The 16587-nt window shown below is 37.6% G+C and carries 17 protein-coding genes; 2 read left to right on the top strand and 15 right to left on the bottom strand.

What is annotated here, in order from left to right; translation table 11 throughout:
- Positions 1-6: 6 nt before the first annotated feature.
- The 13 genes from essB to corA form a co-directional block, all read right to left on the bottom strand.
- Entirely contained in the window at positions 7-1311 is a 1305-nt protein-coding gene (essB, locus tag NST66_RS00280) for a type VII secretion protein EssB (protein ID WP_048021601.1), read from the bottom strand.
- A 14-nt stretch (positions 1312-1325) separates the two neighbouring features.
- Complete coding sequence (locus NST66_RS00275; RefSeq protein WP_025752817.1) at positions 1326-1565, bottom strand: EsaB/YukD family protein; 240 nt, start codon at positions 1563-1565, stop codon at positions 1326-1328.
- Positions 1566-1658: 93 nt separating this feature from the next.
- Positions 1659-1952 carry a WXG100 family type VII secretion target gene (locus tag NST66_RS00270; RefSeq protein ID WP_028412473.1) on the bottom strand — a complete coding sequence of 98 codons (294 nt, stop codon included), beginning with the start codon at positions 1950-1952 and terminating at the stop codon, positions 1659-1661.
- 369 nt (positions 1953-2321) lie between these two features.
- Positions 2322-2714, bottom strand: a complete 393-nt coding sequence (locus NST66_RS00265; protein WP_033580724.1) for an SseB family protein — start codon at positions 2712-2714, stop codon at positions 2322-2324.
- A 61-nt stretch (positions 2715-2775) separates the two neighbouring features.
- Complete coding sequence (locus tag NST66_RS00260; RefSeq protein ID WP_028412475.1) at positions 2776-3375, bottom strand: WXG100 family type VII secretion target; 600 nt, start codon at positions 3373-3375, stop codon at positions 2776-2778.
- 109 nt (positions 3376-3484) lie between these two features.
- The gene (locus NST66_RS00255) at positions 3485-3802 is read right to left on the bottom strand and encodes a hypothetical protein (protein WP_013055102.1); all 318 of its coding nucleotides are present in this window, start codon (positions 3800-3802) and stop codon (positions 3485-3487) included.
- 252 nt (positions 3803-4054) lie between these two features.
- The gene (locus NST66_RS00250) at positions 4055-5260 is read right to left on the bottom strand and encodes a DEAD/DEAH box helicase (protein ID WP_028412476.1); all 1206 of its coding nucleotides are present in this window, start codon (positions 5258-5260) and stop codon (positions 4055-4057) included.
- A 364-nt stretch (positions 5261-5624) separates the two neighbouring features.
- Positions 5625-6719, bottom strand: coding sequence for an ATP-binding protein (locus NST66_RS00245; protein ID WP_224980631.1), 1095 nt, complete (start codon positions 6717-6719; stop codon positions 5625-5627).
- Positions 6720-7012: 293 nt separating this feature from the next.
- A complete protein-coding gene (locus NST66_RS00240; protein WP_033580723.1) occupies positions 7013-7765 on the bottom strand; it encodes an STAS domain-containing protein in 753 nt (250 codons plus the stop codon).
- Positions 7752-8411, bottom strand: coding sequence for a cobalamin B12-binding domain-containing protein (locus NST66_RS00235; protein WP_028412479.1), 660 nt, complete (start codon positions 8409-8411; stop codon positions 7752-7754). The genes NST66_RS00240 and NST66_RS00235 overlap by 14 nt, the downstream gene beginning before the upstream one ends.
- A 141-nt stretch (positions 8412-8552) precedes the next feature.
- Positions 8553-9278: a response regulator gene (locus NST66_RS00230; RefSeq protein WP_028412480.1), complete on the bottom strand. Its 726-nt coding sequence runs from the start codon at positions 9276-9278 to the stop codon at positions 8553-8555.
- Positions 9271-10857 (bottom strand): DcuS/MalK family sensor histidine kinase, encoded by a 1587-nt coding sequence (gene dcuS, locus NST66_RS00225; RefSeq protein ID WP_049166327.1) that lies wholly within the window; start codon positions 10855-10857, stop codon positions 9271-9273. Before dcuS ends, NST66_RS00230 begins: the two co-directional genes overlap by 8 nt.
- A gap of 154 nt (positions 10858-11011) precedes the next feature.
- On the bottom strand, positions 11012-11977 hold the full coding sequence (gene corA / locus NST66_RS00220; protein ID WP_028412482.1) for a magnesium/cobalt transporter CorA: 966 nt from the start codon (positions 11975-11977) through the stop codon (positions 11012-11014).
- A gap of 151 nt (positions 11978-12128) precedes the next feature.
- Here corA and NST66_RS00215 point away from each other — a divergent pair, with 151 nt between their 5' ends.
- On the top strand, positions 12129-12584 hold the full coding sequence (locus NST66_RS00215) for a ferritin-like domain-containing protein (protein WP_028412483.1): 456 nt from the start codon (positions 12129-12131) through the stop codon (positions 12582-12584).
- 54 nt (positions 12585-12638) lie between these two features.
- On the opposite strand, the gene NST66_RS00210 is transcribed toward NST66_RS00215, so the two are convergent.
- Positions 12639-13805 carry a M20 family metallopeptidase gene (locus tag NST66_RS00210; RefSeq protein ID WP_033580722.1) on the bottom strand — a complete coding sequence of 389 codons (1167 nt, stop codon included), beginning with the start codon at positions 13803-13805 and terminating at the stop codon, positions 12639-12641.
- Positions 13806-13948: 143 nt separating this feature from the next.
- On the opposite strand from NST66_RS00210, the gene NST66_RS00205 reads away from it, so the two are divergent.
- On the top strand, positions 13949-15004 hold the full coding sequence (locus tag NST66_RS00205) for an aromatic acid exporter family protein (RefSeq protein WP_033580721.1): 1056 nt from the start codon (positions 13949-13951) through the stop codon (positions 15002-15004).
- Positions 15005-15036: 32 nt separating this feature from the next.
- Here NST66_RS00205 and NST66_RS00200 read toward each other — a convergent pair whose 3' ends face one another.
- Positions 15037-16491 carry an alanine/glycine:cation symporter family protein gene (locus tag NST66_RS00200; protein ID WP_028412486.1) on the bottom strand — a complete coding sequence of 485 codons (1455 nt, stop codon included), beginning with the start codon at positions 16489-16491 and terminating at the stop codon, positions 15037-15039.
- Positions 16492-16587 lie beyond the last annotated feature (96 nt).

The raw sequence follows: 16587 nt of genomic DNA, 5'->3' as shown, positions 1-16587 counted from the left end.
ACCTCCCTACTTCGATTGATCTTCCTGCTGTTTTTTCTGCTCTTCTTGTTTCTTTTTCTCGGCTTCTGCAGCTTTCTGTTCTTCTTCCTGCTGCTTGGCCGCCTGTGCTTCCTCAGCCTGTTTCTCTTCTTGCTGCTTGGCTGCTTCCGCTTCTTGCTGATCATTTTCTTTCTTGAATTCTTCCAGTTCATTCGCTACTTTATCAAGCTCTTCTTGCTTTTTATCAGCCGCTAAATCGTTGTCTGTCTTTAGCTGACCTTCGTATTTCATTAATGCATAGATAATTAACGAACGTTCTTCTAACAACCGGCTCACTTCTAAAGCTTTTTTGTTGTCTCCTCGGCCAATGTAAAACCAATAGGCAAAGTACTGAGGATCTGACTGAAGCGTAATAGTCTTTAAAGCATTTGCCTTTTGCTCCTCTCCCAACTTTTCATTAACAAGATAGGAGGTTGCTATTTCGTATTGCACAATTTTAGGCATACTTTCAATATCGTAATCTTCAAGTGTGTCGACTACTTTGCTGTAGTTTTTTTCAAGAAAGTATTCGTTGCTTTCTACAAATGCTTCTTGTTTCGGCTGAGCAAAAAAATAAGAATAAAAAGTATAAATAAGAGCTGGAATTAATAAGACAAGTATACCGACAGATGAAAACTTAAAAATGGTCCAGCGTTTTTGAGGAAGTTGAACAAGTGTCTTTTGATGTTTTTCAATTTGGGTTAGCTTATGCTGAACAAATTGACTCAACTCTTCCTCATTGCTGATATGCATTATTTTTTTAGCGTCTTCTTTTAATTGCAAGGTCTCGTATAACTTAAAATACTGTTCAAATGTATGCGATGAGTCAACGGCCGCCGCTATCGTAGCCTTTAACTCCTGAAAGCTTTGTTCCTCGTTAGGCTCATAAGGAGGTAAACTTTCTTTCACTCCATAATGTAAAAAAGCAGGACTTAAACTTTTATCAAAAATGATATTTTCTGGACAAATCAACAAATGCAGCCTTGAAAAAGAATGCTGCTTTACCTTTTTGATAAGCTGATCTGCAAACAGCCACTTTTGCTGTTCTTCTTTTCCCCTTAATGCTGTAAAAGGTTGAAATTCAGAGGTAGGCTTAATTGTTATTTTGAGTTCATCATCGCTCATCATGATTTCTTTTTGAAAAGCCGTGTTTACATCCTTTAACATTTCAATTTCAACAGAACGATCAAGTCGAATTTTTTCTTTTTGAAAAACAAATGTATATTCATTATTATGACGTGTCATTACAGCTTCGAGCTGCTCTTCTAAGTAAGTCGGTTTCTTCTCTGACATTCTAATAGACTCCTTTAGAGAATTTCGATACAATCACCTGTGGTAATTCCGCAGTTAATCATCGTCTCATTTCCCGAGAAAATAAGATTTTTATTTGAAACACGTATCCACGCACCGTCCTTTGGTGATTGAGTAATCTTTTTAGCTTGCCAAACGATCTCGACTACTTTTTTGATTGAATGATAGTTTGATAGTCGCAAATCGAACCGATCACCTGTATAGTGCTTTAAGTCTACTGTTACTTCTATATACATAGGGTTTCATCACCTCAAAACATAGAAAAAGCGCCTTCATCTTTTGAGAATGGGGCGCTCCTTTTATTACTTCACTTAGATTATTAGATGAAGTTAACCGCGGATTTGGCTAGCGATTTGGTTATCTGTATCTTCAAGAACATTTGCAGAGTCGTCTAATTGCTTAGCAATTTTTGTAAGTAGGTTAGACATTTCAACGAAAGAAGGTTTTAATTCTTCGTATTGAGCAGCAAACGCTTCGCTTGAAGCACCTTCCCACATATCTTGAAGTTGATTTTTCATTGTATCAAGACGGCTTACTAGTTCTTGAACTTGACCGCTTTCGTTAGTATAGCGACCTGACATGTCGCGAAGCTCTGCTGGTGTTACGCGAATAATTCCTGACATACATATCTCTCCTTCGGTTTATATATTTACTATTATTGTAAGAAACTCTAGTGATAAGGTCAAAGGTTACTTGCAAAAGCCTCCAAAAATGAGAATATGTATCTACAAATACCCCTAAAAAATGCAAATAAAACCTGAAAAACCAAGATTTTGTTCTCATTTAAACCTTTTCCATCTAATCTATAGGTACCTATTTAAAGGAAAATAAAAACTATAAGACTATTAAATTACATTTCTATTTATTATCTATAGAACTATTTACTAGTAATAAAAAAGCAGCAGCCTGTTTAAGGCCCTGCCTATATATATCCTATTTATTTAAGATTCAGACATGCTTGAAAAAAGGACATGTGCTTGTTATCGCCTTGGCTACTGCTTAAAATAATTTTGATCTTCTTTTAACATTCTTATTTCTTCCGGGATGAATAATTTTGAGAGAGGCGTGTCAGGATTAAGTAATATGGCTATTTCTTCATTTAATACAGGCAGCATATCCTTAAATGATACACATACGGTCTTTTCATCTTTTAGCATCTGTTCAATCGGATATTTTGACGAAAAAACAGGTAAATATCGATACGCTGCACTTTTCATCGTCTGAACGTAGTGCTCTGCAATTAATATATCTGATGCTACATGTTCTGAGCTAACAACTAGCCATAAATTGCTATTCATTAAAGTTTTATAAAATTGAGCAATTTTTTTATTATCTTTCATTGCTTCAATTAACGATTTTTCTAATAAGTTAAATGTATACTTCATTGCTGAGACAACCCTGTAAGGAACTGTACCATTTCACTTCCAGCGCCATCATATACTTCATTCATTCTCTCTTCACTTCCTCTGTGCTGTCACTAAACATAATGTTTGAAGGATTCATCTCCTGACTTAAAATGCCCAATCCCATTTGAATAACCCCATAAGTAAAAAATTCCGTTCGACTGCATGTAGAACCATTTACTACTTTTTCTTCCCAAGACATAGAAAGCGAATTCCACATAACATTAAGAGTACCTAGAGGTTTTTCAATCGTTCTATGCATATTGTCATACGTGTTCCATTCTTTTAAGTTCTTTATATCATTCCACGTATCTTGCGAATGGGCGCTCCCATCGCTCCATACGCTCGACCAAAACTCCGTCCAGCCTGAAGAGCCTTCTAGCTCTCCATCTGCTTTTCTCATTTGCTCCGCAGTGTCTTTTACTAATAAATGTGCATTTTCCGTTAGCGAATCAAGTTTGCGAATCATATGCTGTAACTCTTCCTGCAAGTCCAGCACTTTATCAATATCTGCAACAGACAAGAAATGTAGATTTGTAGCTTCCCAGCTTAGTTTTTGAAGTGCATCAGCCGTCTGTGAATGAGACTGTTGAATTCGCTCTGCAAATGTCTGCAGCACCTCTGGATTTACTTTTATCTCCATGTATGTCCGTCCCCCTATCTCTTGTAAGCCTTCAGTCATCATCCAAACATTTTTTAAGCCTATACGGAAAGACTCACTTTCTAAAGGAGTGAGTCGATAATGTTATTTATTACGCCGATGCTAGCTCTCTTAATCGTGAAATTTCTAAGCGTAAAGTTTGAAACAATTCATCCCTTACGTCGTACAGATGAAAAGTAGATTGCGTAATATCATTATAAATATCCTCATATGAGCTCTTAGAACGCCCTGACCAATCTGACGCATATTGTTGGTGCGAATTTTGAAACAGATAGATACCTTCTTCAAGAAATTCCATGATACGTTGAACTTCATGTAAATATGATTCTAATTGATCTGCATCTCGACTATATTCTTTGCTTTTTCTTCTTCGCTCTATGTCGTCAAAGAGATCATCAATTGCATCCATAAAATGTCCCCACGTCCTTCTTCCTCTTTTATTAGAAGTCTCTTAAAGTAATGTTAAAATAAGGTTACAAAAAACAAAATCCATCATTCAAACTATTTTCATACCTAGGAAAAAATATCTACATTTCTCTTTTTTTACTTATTTATACAGGGGAAATAGAGAAAATAAACAACGCCAAGCTGCTGTAATAAAGCAGTAGACGTTGCTTTTTAGGTTGTGACACTGCTGTTATAAAAAGGAAGAATACCTAGTTTACATCCGACCTTTTTGTTTCTTTTTCTTGTTAAATGGCTTTTTTGAAGGTTTTTTAGCTGTACGGGACTGCTCTTTTGTACCTTCATCGACGATTTCGCCCATATAAAGCTCTTTTTTCGCTAATGAAAGTTGAAGTTCACGTGCGATTTGTTTTAAATTTCGCTCTTCTCGTTCAGTGACAAGAGAAATGACTGTACCTTCTGCTCCCGATCTGCCTGTCCTACCTGAGCGATGTACGTATTGATCTGCATCTTGAGGAACATCGATATGAATTACATGCGTCAATCCCTTAATGTCTAATCCTCTAGCTGCGACATCCGTTGCTAATAAGACAGGGAAATCTCCTTTTCGAAACCCTTTAATCGTCGTAGCACGATCTTCTTTTTTCGTTTCACTGTGTAAAGAGCCTGCTTCTACACGCTTAAATGTTAATTTTTCTTCAAACTCGATCAGAGTATCAATCCCTTTAAAAAAGGCTAAAGCTTTCATTTGTTCTTGACGAACTAGTTTTCTAAGCACGTCCACTTTATCTCTAGCTTCACTTTTGATGTATACATGCTCTACCTTCGAAGCTGGGAGTTCATCTCTTCCTACCTCTATTTCAAGAGGCTGGTTCATCATGTCTTTCGCTAGCGATTTGGTACGTTCTGATACAGTAGCTGAGAAGACTAGGATTTGACGATCACTTAACGCCATTTTTACAATCTGTTGAACCGTTTGAACATGCTCAGGTACAAACAATTGATCCGCTTCATCAATCACAATTGTTTTGACTTCGTGCATTTTTAATTTCTTCATTTTAATTAATTCGTTCAAACGTCCTGGGGTACCAACAATGATATTAGGGCGCTTTTTGAGTTTTTCTAATTGCCGTTTCATATTTGCTCCGCCAATAAACGCAGCGCTTGAAATACCGCTTCCCTGCGACCAAGTTTGAATTTCACCATGAATTTGCATAACTAATTCATGGGAAGATGCTAAAATAACCGCTTGAACATGAGATGGTCCCGGCTGAATGCGATGTAAGACAGGCAACAAATATGCCAGTGTCTTTCCTGTTCCCGTTGGGGATTCTCCTATTACATCTTTATTAGCTAAAATCTCTGAAATAGCTTTCGTTTGAATGGCAGTAGGCTCATTGAACCCTGCTTTTTTCCACGCCTCTTGTAAAAAAGGCTGTAAAGTCTCTATAAACTGACTCATATCTATCTCCTTTTCCATGCTTTTCTCGATATTATAAACGATTTTTTTATTTCAATTAAACGAATGTATCAGTGGCCATGTGCGTTAATACTGACCTTAATTTCTATTTATAAATAAACCTTCCTTATCCCAAGGGACCCTGTCAATCCGTCAGTAGAAAAGTCGATTGTTGCCTTAACTTTTCTACATCGATATACATAGCTTCAACTATGATACACTATTGCTTCTATAGAAAACAATATGATCCTCTTTATTATGGACGAAAACTTGTATAAGAAGGAGGTTTTATGTCCTATATGGATCCGGACGCAAAGGGCTCAGCTGCTTACTTCATCTTTTTCAAGAAAACAACCGCCTCTCTGAACTACGAAAGGCGGCTGTTTCGTTCTGTAATTGGCATATCAATAGTAACCGTTGTCCCTTTTCCTTTACCGCTTTTAAAATGCATGGTACCTTGATGACGCTCCATGATTTTGTAACACACGGCCAGCCCTAAGCCCGTTCCAGCTTCTTTTGTAGAATAAAACGGCGTCCCTACTTGTTCAATCCTCTCTTGACTCATTCCGATTCCATTGTCTTCAAAGTGAATCAATGCTCGTGTATCTTTTTCTTCAACTGTTATTGTAATATGGCCTTTCTCAATAATAGCTTCTACACCGTTTTTGATCACATTGATGAACACTTGTTTCAACTGATTTGCATCAGCCGAAACATAAATAGGCCTTTTTGCTGTTTCTTTCAATAAAATAGAAACATTATTTAAATTGGCCTGCGCTTCCATTAGCGTAATAACTTGTTTTAAAATCTCGCATAAATTGGTCTTTTCAAAAGATACATGCTGCTTTTTTCCAAGAATGAGCATTTCACTGGAGATTAAGTTGATGCGGTCGATTTCAGACATCATGATATCTAAATATGTGTCATTTGTTTCCTTAGAGGCTTGCATAACCTGTACAAAACCTTTTAAAGAAGTAAGGGGGTTTCTAATTTCATGTGCTACGGCACCTGCCATTTGTCCAATAACCGACATTTTTTCCGAGGTTATCATAAGCTCTTCATCTTGACGGTATGTAGTAATATCGCGTGCAATCATAAATACACCTACTACCTGCTTATGAACAATAATGGGAAGCAAAGAACACCTAAGCAACCGTCTTTCTCGCTTTCTATTGATCACATTCATTTCGAACTTAGCACCTTTTCCATTCAGCACTTCTTTAAAATACTCTTTACACATATCAAACTCTTCAGCTGCGATAAGAGCTGAAGGTTTCATCTTTTGCAGTTCTTCACTGGAGTATCCAACGATTGCTTCACCTTCCGGGTTAGCAAGAAGTACTTCACCCGTTTTACTTATTTCAAAAACACCATCAGGATTATGTTTGAACAAAGATTGATAGTGCTGATTGCTCGTTTGAAGTTCGTGTTCTTTCACTACGAGCTCTTGCTGGGACTCCACTAGTTTATAAGCTCTCCTATATACCAACCCATACAAAATAATGCCCGTAGCTAAAATAAAAAACCAACCTTTGTATTGTTGAAAAAAAATATATACTTCAAAACGACCTTGCGCTAATGTTCTAGATATATTATCAGATATCAAGATCCATACAGCGCCAATAATGATATATATAATTGAAATTCTTAAAGCTACTTTACGCGCGTGTTTCACCAAATTTTAATCACCTGTTTATCCGTATTGATCCCCTGTCTTATTGCCTTTATATGAAGTGTTCACTTTTTGTAGCCATTTCATGCCGTTGTAAAAAATTGATGAATGGCCTGACCTAGGTTACTAATAGATTTTACATTTGCTTGAAAATGATACTGGTGAAGCCATTGACTGTGATCGGGTGTCACACCTGTTAAATAAATCTGTACGCCCATTAGCTGAAATTCCCATATTAAATGTTCTAGGGCTGCAACACCTCGTTCATCAATTTGACCGATTCCATTAAAATCAATGATAACTCGATCAACCGTTTCCTCATCTATTTGTCTGAGCAGCCGATGTTCATTTTTCATGATGACTTCCTCAAATAAATCGCCAAACAGAGGTATAAGCACCATGTTGTTCGATAAATGAATAAACGGTCCCGACAGCTCTATAACTCGGTTCATGGCCTTTTCTAATCGTTCTTTTTGCAGCAGCAGTTCTAAGTCTGTTTCAGATAAACGCGCTGTATGCTGTTCGATTTTTTCTGAGAGAATTCTAATTTGAGAATCTTCCTCTACACATATTACATGCGCCTTATCTTGCTCCCATTTGCAATTCACGGTATAAAGAGACATCTTAGCTTTACGCGAATGCATGACTAATTCTGTTTTTATTTTTTCCTTCTTTCCTAATCGTTTTCTAGCTTTGTTCTGACTATCTTCATCAACAATTTCTAAAAAATGTTGAACCTCTCCGAATAAAGCGGCTGCTTCATCAGATTGCGCTAGAATATTCATTTCCTCATCCATAATAAAAGCAGGAAGCGGAGCATATTTAATAGTCGACAACCTTAATCCCCCTAATTGATTGATAATGAAAAAGCTCTTTCAACTCTTCTAGCTGTGCAATAAATCGAACTTGATTTGTTTGAACAAGAGGAAACTTATAGTTTGAAACTACTCGGCCTCCAACTAAAATAAGCGGCTGATGTTTTGTCTTTTTTAATCCTTCTATATATTCGTTTGCTTTTTCTATATGATGAGTTAAACTGAACGAGATTCCTACTAAATCAGGTTTCCATTGTTCAACAGCGTGCGTTGCATGTAAAAGCGGAGAATCTGCTCCTAAAAGTTTCGTCTGCCATCCGTGCTCTTCAAAGAGAATGGAAATCATTTTTAAACCTAAAAAATGCTGTTCATTTTCTATACACAAAAACAGACCTTTTTTTTCACTTTTAATAACTTCTTGTCTTATACACAATTGATAGCGTGACAAAACATAGTCACAGGTAGTAGTAGCTAAATGTTCATCAGCCACTGAAATTTCATCTTCTTCCCACATCATACCGATTTGAGCCATTGACACTGAAATGAATTGCTGAAAAATATAAAATGTGTCGAAACCCTGCTGTCTTTTTTTCCACACAATATTCCAAGCTTCATCTTGATTCCCTGATAACAGTAATTCAGTCAAGCGTTCTATGCTTTCAATCAAGAAACCACCTCTTTTTCAGTCAAACGACTTGTTTTTTTTCCTTTGTTATTATCAACCATACCACTTAACTCACCGGCACTCTACAGTAAAATATTCTCACACCGACAAAATAGCACCGGACGTCTCTACAGGTAAATCTTTTTATTTTTCAAAGTCAACGAGGTAGTGATGCAGCAAGTGACGGTTTTGTTCATTGTATAAGTACGCATACACAGGACGTCCTATTGTGCCGTAAGTCATTCTTTCTCCAAGAAGACCTATATCTGTTAGAAATTTTAAATATTTTCGAATAGACACTCTTGAAATTCCCGTTTTTTCAGCCACATCATCGGTCGAAAAAGGGTGATCTTTAAGATGCACAATGGCTTCTACGATGACTTCTAATGTTCCTGTCGTTAGACCCTTAGGCAACGGCTCTACCGGAGCTTCTTTTATTTTTTTATTAGACAGCAGCCCGTCTAATTCCTGTTGATTAAGCTGAGGTTGCTGTTTTAACGTACGAAATGTTTGTTTATAAGCCGAAAGTGCTTGATAAAAGCGTTCAAATGTAAAAGGCTTAATCAAATAATCAATCGCTCCATAGCGTAAAGCTTGCTGAATCGTTTGGGCATCCGAAGCAGCGGTGATAAAAATGACGTCTATTTCCTCTTGCTTTGTTCGAATCTCTTGTAAAACTCTCAAACCATTTTGCCCAGGCATAAAGATATCAAGCAGTACTAAATCAACTTGATATTCATTTACCTTCACTAAGGCTTCATGACCCGAATGAGCAACAGCGACCACTGTAAACCCCTCTATCTCTTCAATGTACTTTTGATTAAACTGAGCAACCATTGGGTCATCTTCAACAATTAATACTTTAATCAACTTGATCTCTCCTTGTTTCGTACGGAATATCAATATAGAATGTGGTACCGCTATTTATAAATGAGTCAATAACGATTTGGCCACCTAGTTCATCAATCGTTTGCTTCACTAAATGCAGCCCAAACCCTCTGCTCGTTCCTTTTGTAGAAAAGCCTTTCTTGAAAATCTGATTCATTGTATCGGAAGGAATGCCGCAGCCTGTATCCGTAACTTGAATCGTAAGCTTATTGTTTTTATACACAAGCATAACGGACACTTTTTTAGAGGCTTGATGACAAACTGAATCAATTGCATTATCAATTAAATTTCCAATAATGGTAATGAGATGATGAGTAACGTGTGGATCTGAAGGTTCTGGAATAACTTCATCAGCGGAAAACGTCAGTTCTACGCTTTCCTCTCTAGCATAACTCATTTTGCCCATGAGAAACCCTGCCAACGCATGATCTTTAATAGATTTAGTCACTGAACTAGATTCATCGACACGATGATTAACAAGCTGATGAATATACGTTTTTAGCTCATCATAATAATTCATCTGCACCATTCCTAAAATCACATGAAGTTTATTCATAAATTCATGCGATTGTGCTCGAAGCGCTTCCACATACATTTTAACACCTGTTAGCTGTTCTGCTAAGATATTAACTTCTGTTTTATCCCGAAACGTAGAAAGTGCTCCTACAATCTCTTCGTTTACCACTAGCGGAACCCTATTAACTACAATGGCTACTCCATTTATGACTTGCTCTTCATCATAATGAGATTCCCCCGTAGACAAAACGTCGTCCAATCTGGAGGTGGGCATATATTCTCGAATAGACAAACCGATTGGCTCTGGTGCTAACCCTGCTTTAACAAATAAGCGGCGTGCAGAACGATTAGCAAGTGTAATATTACCTTCTTTATCAACAGCTATCACTCCTTCACGAACCGACTGCAGCATGGTGCTTCTCTCTTCTAGAATTTTAGCAATTTCAGAAGGTTCCAAGCCAAATAAAATTTTCTTTATGTAATTCGCTAATAAAATAGCACCAAGAACGCCTACAAGTAAGCCAATTAATGAACCTAAAACAATTCGACGATGCCCATCTCTAATCGCTTCATTTACATTATTCAAAGAAATCCCCACAGCCACTGCGCCAATTTGTTGATTTTTTTCATTATAAATAGGTGCAAAAGCGCGCAGAGATTTATCAAGCGTTCCTTTTGATACAGATACATAAGATTTCCCGTGCAATGATTTTTGCTCATCGCCTCCGGCAAACCTCTTTCCTATCTTTTTAGGATCTGGGTGAGATTGGCGGATTCCATTCATATCTATAACAACGATAAACAAGACGCTTGATTTTTTACGAATTCGTTCAGTAAATTCCTGAATTGACTGAGGTGTTTTTGTCTCTAGTCCTTTTTTCACGTTCGTTGATTCTGAAATAATTGTAGCAATAGTCCGAGCTTTTTCAGCCTGTTGATCTCGGATGTTTTTTCCAATTGAACTGCTAACTAATAAATCCGTTAACAATAGCGATAGAATTACCACCATGCATACAAGCAGCACCGTGATGCTTCGCAGCCCCATTCTTCCGTGTTTCACATTCTTCCCTCGCTTCCCTGCTTTCCTTGTTTATAGCACAAGAAAAAGATCTTATCTAGAGGCAGATAAGATCTTCGCTTATTTAATTTCATTTTTACTGAGTTGATGAACATTTATACAGGAAGGTTAACAATCTACTTTATAGTTTAGGTCCTTTTCGATATTTGAACCATCCCATTTTATAAAAGGCAAAGACCATTACGCCTACAAGCCCAATCATAATGCCCAGTACAATAAAATAATTATATTTTCCCGTCAGTTCCGGCATATATGAAAAGTTCATGCCATAGAGGCCAGCAATAAACGTCAACGGTAAGAAAATAGCTGACATCAGCGTTAGCGTAAACATGATTGAATTCATACGATCCGAGTTGATGGACATAAAGCTTTCTCGAATATCATTTGACAAATCCCTGCTTGCTTGCATAATTTCAATCATATTTAATAGGTGGTCATAAATATCATTAAAATAGCGAACCTGCTCTTTTGCTTTTAACGCATTGGTTGACATAATACGATACATTAAATCTCTCATGGGGTTTAAAATCCGGCGCATTCGTGACAAATCACTTCGGATGTCATAAAGCTGCCTCATTAGTTCATCCATAGGTTCGTCTTTTGCATTGTCTTCAATGTCGTCTATGTGATCTTCAAATTTATAAAGCACAGGGAAGTATTCATCAACGGTATGATCTAAGAGTTCATACATGATATCCCATGTTCCATCTTCGGTAGCCTCAGGGTCTTTTTTGATAAGCTCCCACACTCTAGCCACGCTCGTTAGCTTGTCCAAGTGGTAAGTGACTAAAAAGTTATCCCCCACAAATGCAGATACTTCTAAGTGCTCAAGCTCTTCTTTATGAAGTGCATAATACACTAAAAAATAATGCTCATCATACAACTCAAATTTAGCCCGCTGACCTTGATTCAAACAGTCCTCAACTGCTAAAGGATGAAAATTAAATTGTTCAAGCTGCTTTTTTTCTTCCTCGGTGGGATTGTAAAAATCAACCCAATACCATTGAAAGTCATGGCTTGAACGAATCTCATTCATTTCTATCTCTTTAATAGCTCCTTCTTTGGTTTTAGCTACAATTTTAATCATAAGATAACCTCTGTCTTTTTTGATACTATTCTCTGCACATACCCTTTTTACCATTTTGTTAAACTTTTTTCTTTTAATGTACGCCTTTTCTTGTCTATACATACGATGATGGTGACGACAAGAGAACAAGACGGTGAGGAGGTATATCCATATGTATGAATTTTACTCCCGGCATGAAGAATATTGGGAAGATGATACAAGACTAGACGAACAGCTTTTAAGAGATATAAACAAAGCTGTAAACGATGAGTTTTCTGCTATTCACTACTATACACGCCTAGCAGAGCTGGCTCCTAATGATCAGTTTCAACAAGCTATATTAGGTATTCGGCAGGATGAAATTAAACACTTTGACTGGTTTTCTAAAGCCTATTATGATTTATCAGGCAGCTACCCACAGATTTCATTAAACATAAAACTGCCAAATACTTTTCAAGAAGGGGTCTCTGAATCCATTAAAGATGAAGTAGAAACCGTTCCATTTTATCAATCAATCGCTAGAAGAATCACAAATGCTCGAATTCAAAGCCGCATTGTTCGAGCTGCGAGCGATGAACAGCGCCACGGTCAAATTTTTCGAACCATTCAGTCCCACTTCTCATACTAAATAATACGCTTGCAGTGGCAAGCGTATTATTTAGTATGGTTTTATTATTATCTCTTACTTTGTAGCATTAAATTCTTCTTTAATTTTTTGGAGCAGCGTTTGATTGGTTAATACGTCATACCCTGTTAATGCCATTGTTTTTGCACCAAGTATCATTGCTTCTCTTCCTTGCTCACTTAAAGCTGCTTCTCTAAATTCGTGCGTATGACAAACAAAATAATCATCACAAATTTGAATATACGGATGAATAGCCGGAACAACCTGACTCACATTCCCCATATCTAAAGATCCATGATCGCCTTGGTCTTCCGTAATGCTTTGCTCGCTCACACCTAATGAGATGAGATTATTTGTATAGACGTCGGATAATGTTTGATTCGTTTGCATATCATCATAAGAAAACTCATAGTTTGAGATTTTTAATTTTGTTCCCGTCGCTAAAGCAGCACCATGTGCACATGCCTTCACCTTATCTGTTACTTCATCTACATATGCACGAGTTGAAGCGCGAACATAAAATTGTGCTACTGCATAATCCGGTACAACGTTGGCCGCCTTGCCACCCTCTGTAATCACTCCATGAATACGTACATCCGGCTTCACATGCTGGCGAAGCGCATTAATGCTATTGAACGTTTGTAATACACCGTCTAGCGCATTGATTCCTTCATGAGGGGCAGCGGCTGCATGTGCAGATTTTCCGAAGAACTCAAACTGAATCGCATCCATCGCAAGAGAACGCCCGCTTTTTTGATGACAGTAATAAGGGTGCACCATCATAGCTACGTCTAAATGATTAAAAATACCTTGTTCAGCCATCGTTACTTTGCCGCCTCGTGTTTCCTCTGCAGGCGTTCCGTATACGTATATTTTACCGCCCGTTTCTGCGACTGCTTTACTCAGACCAATACCAGCGGCAATTGACATGGTTCCAATTAAGTTATGTCCGCATGCGTGTCCGAGATCCGGCAAAGCATCGTACTCTGCCATAAACCCAATCGATGGACCTGGCTTTTGACTGTCATAAACAGCGGTAAAAGCCGTTGGCAAGTCACATGTACCAATTTCAACTGTGAACCCTTGTTCTTTTAAAACATCTGTTAATGCTTTGCAAGCCTTAAATTCTTTATGGCCAAGCTCAGGATTTTGTCCAATATATTTGCTTACATCATAAAATGTATCCTGTAATTTATTAATTGTTTCATTTATTAATTGTTTCATTAGTTGTACTCCCCTTTTAAATATTTAAACAAATTATAGTATATTTATTCGTTTTTTGAAAGCTAGTTTTTAAGACGTGTTTTCCTATCACCTTAATATGCCTTATAATTAAACTACTAACTGTTTTAAAGAAGGTATGCATAATGATTAACGTAAAAAAATTTAATTTTTTAGGCGGTCGTATTATTAAAACAGGCATTGCCGTTTTTTTGACTGCACTCATTTGTCAGTCCGTTGGCTGGCCGTATATGCTCGCTGTTATTACAGCCATTGTTACGATTGAACCAACCGCTGCGGATTCTATCAAAAAAGCGTTCATTCGCTTTCCTGCTTCAGCAATTGGAGCTGCTTTTGCCATGATTTACACATTTCTTTTAGGCGTAACGCCGCTTACCTATATGCTTGTTGCTGTTTCTACTATTATATCCTGTTATAAATTGCGTTTACATGCCGGAACACTCGTTGCAACGCTAACAGGAGTGGCTATGCTGACGATTGTGCACGACCATTATTTCATATCATTTTTAATTCGCCTAGCGACCACTAGTATTGGGCTGCTTACTTCTTCACTTGTAAATATCATTGTTCTTCCTCCTAATTATACACCGATTATTACGAGGAAAATTCAAAATCTCTCAAAACAAATGAGTAGCGTCTTACAGCAAAGAGGAAGCGAACTTTCTCAAGTACACGCTTGTCATAAACAAACAAAGCTTCAATTTCAGCAGCTTTCTGCTGAAATTGAAAAAATTGAGACGCTTTGTGAGTATCAGCGAAAAGAATGGAAATTTCATCATTTCACTCGTACAGCTATGAGAAAATTCCACTATGAATATAAGAAACTTTCTCTTATGAGGCAGCTTGTCTACCATATTGGTAATTTAATTTATTTGCCCGCTCATCAGCTGCAAAGTGCAAAACATCAAGTGATTTGGGACACTTTCACTTCCTTTCATAACGTCTTACAAAATGAACAATATAAAAGCTCTTTGCAGCATCAAACGCTTGTTTTGACTTTAAAACAAAGGTTTTGGGCACATAAGCAGGAAGAAAACAGAGTGGATCAGCCTTTTTCAACAGAAACAACCATGCTGTACGAACTTCTTGCGATTCATCACCTGCTTGAAGAACTACACCGTATTCATCGTTTGAAGGAACGCTATAACTTAAACAATTCGCCTGTCTCACTTTCTTCATAAAAAAATCCTCACATATGTGAGGATTTTCTCGTTTACGAAACTTGTGACTCATCTTTCTTATATTCTTTCTCCCAGTAGTCCGCATTTTTAATTCCTAACTTAACAGGATCAAATACGGGGTCTACCCCTTGTTTTTTCTGAGCTTCATAGTCTTTTAATGCAACTAACGCAGGCTTAGCTAAAATTAAGATAGCAATTAAATTTAGCCATACCATAATACCAAGTCCTGCATCACCTAACGCCCAAGCTAATGAGGCTTGTTTCACTGACCCGTAGAACGTAGCTCCCAGCAGGACAAGTTTTAATGCAAACATAGCCCACTTTCCGTTCTTTCCGCGAGTTAGATAAGCAATATTTGTTTCAGCAATGTAATAATAAGCCATGATCGTTGTAAACGCGAAAAAGAATAGGGCAACTGCCACGAAGCCAGCTCCAAACCCCGGCAACACTGTTTCAATAGCAGCTTGTGTAAATCCAGGTCCTGCTTCTACACCCGGTAAATTTGAAATAATAAATGAACCTCCCGGTCCTTCCGTGTTGTACATGCCTGTGAATAAAATCATAAACGCTGTTGCTGAACAAACGAACAGTGTATCAATATAAACCGAAAAAGCTTGTACAAGACCTTGTTTCGCCGGGTGTGAAACTTCTGCTGCAGCTGCTGCGTGCGGCCCCGTTCCTTGTCCTGCTTCGTTTGAATAAATGCCGCGCTTCACTCCCCAAGAAACAGCTAAACCAACGATTCCTCCAAAAGCAGAATCTAATGCAAAAGCACTTTTAAAAATAAGAGCGATAACTCCCGGCAACTCCGAAATGTTCATGGCAATAATAATAAGAGCTAAAATAATATACCCAAGTGCCATAAAAGGTACAACGAATTGAGCTACCCCTGCAATACGCTTAACGCCTCCAAAAATAATAAAAGCAAGAATAATAACTAATCCTACTGCTGTAACCGTTGGACTAACGCCAAATGCATTGTCGATGCCAAGCGCGATGGAGTTAGACTGAACGCCCGGCATTAGGATACTCATCGCAACAAGTGCTGCAATAGCAAATAAAATGCCATACCATTTCATACCTGTTCCTTTTTCAATATAGTACGCCGGACCACCTCGATATTGGCCATCTTGTTTAACTTTATAAATTTGAGCAAGTGTTGATTCGATGAATGCACTAGAAGCACCAATAAAAGCAACTGCCCACATCCAAAATACAGCTCCTGGACCTCCAAAAGCGATAGCTGTTGCCACTCCAGCAATGTTTCCTGTTCCGACTCGTCCCGACAGCGCTAAAGACAGGGCTTGGAAGGAAGAAACTCCTGCTTCTGAGCTTTTACCCTGAAACATCAGCATAACCATGTCTTTTAAGTGTCGTACCTGTAAAAACCTTGTTAAAATCGAGAAAAACAGGCCAATCGCAAGACACCCATAAATAACAGGCGTGCTCCATAGCACATTATTCAAACTCGTTACAAATTGCTCCAAACGATAACCCCCTTATTTTTTATTCAGACTATTTTAAATTATAAGTTAAATTATAAATTTTAACAATAAAACTCTAAATTAAAACTTGTTTTTTAG

Origin of the sequence: Priestia sp. FSL W8-0524 (genome assembly GCF_038005965.1) — a bacterium.
GTDB classification, from domain to species: Bacteria; Bacillota; Bacilli; order Bacillales; family Bacillaceae_H; genus Priestia; species Priestia zanthoxyli.
Note: the sequence above shows the minus strand (reverse complement) of the source record. Positions and strands in the feature narration are given on the sequence as shown.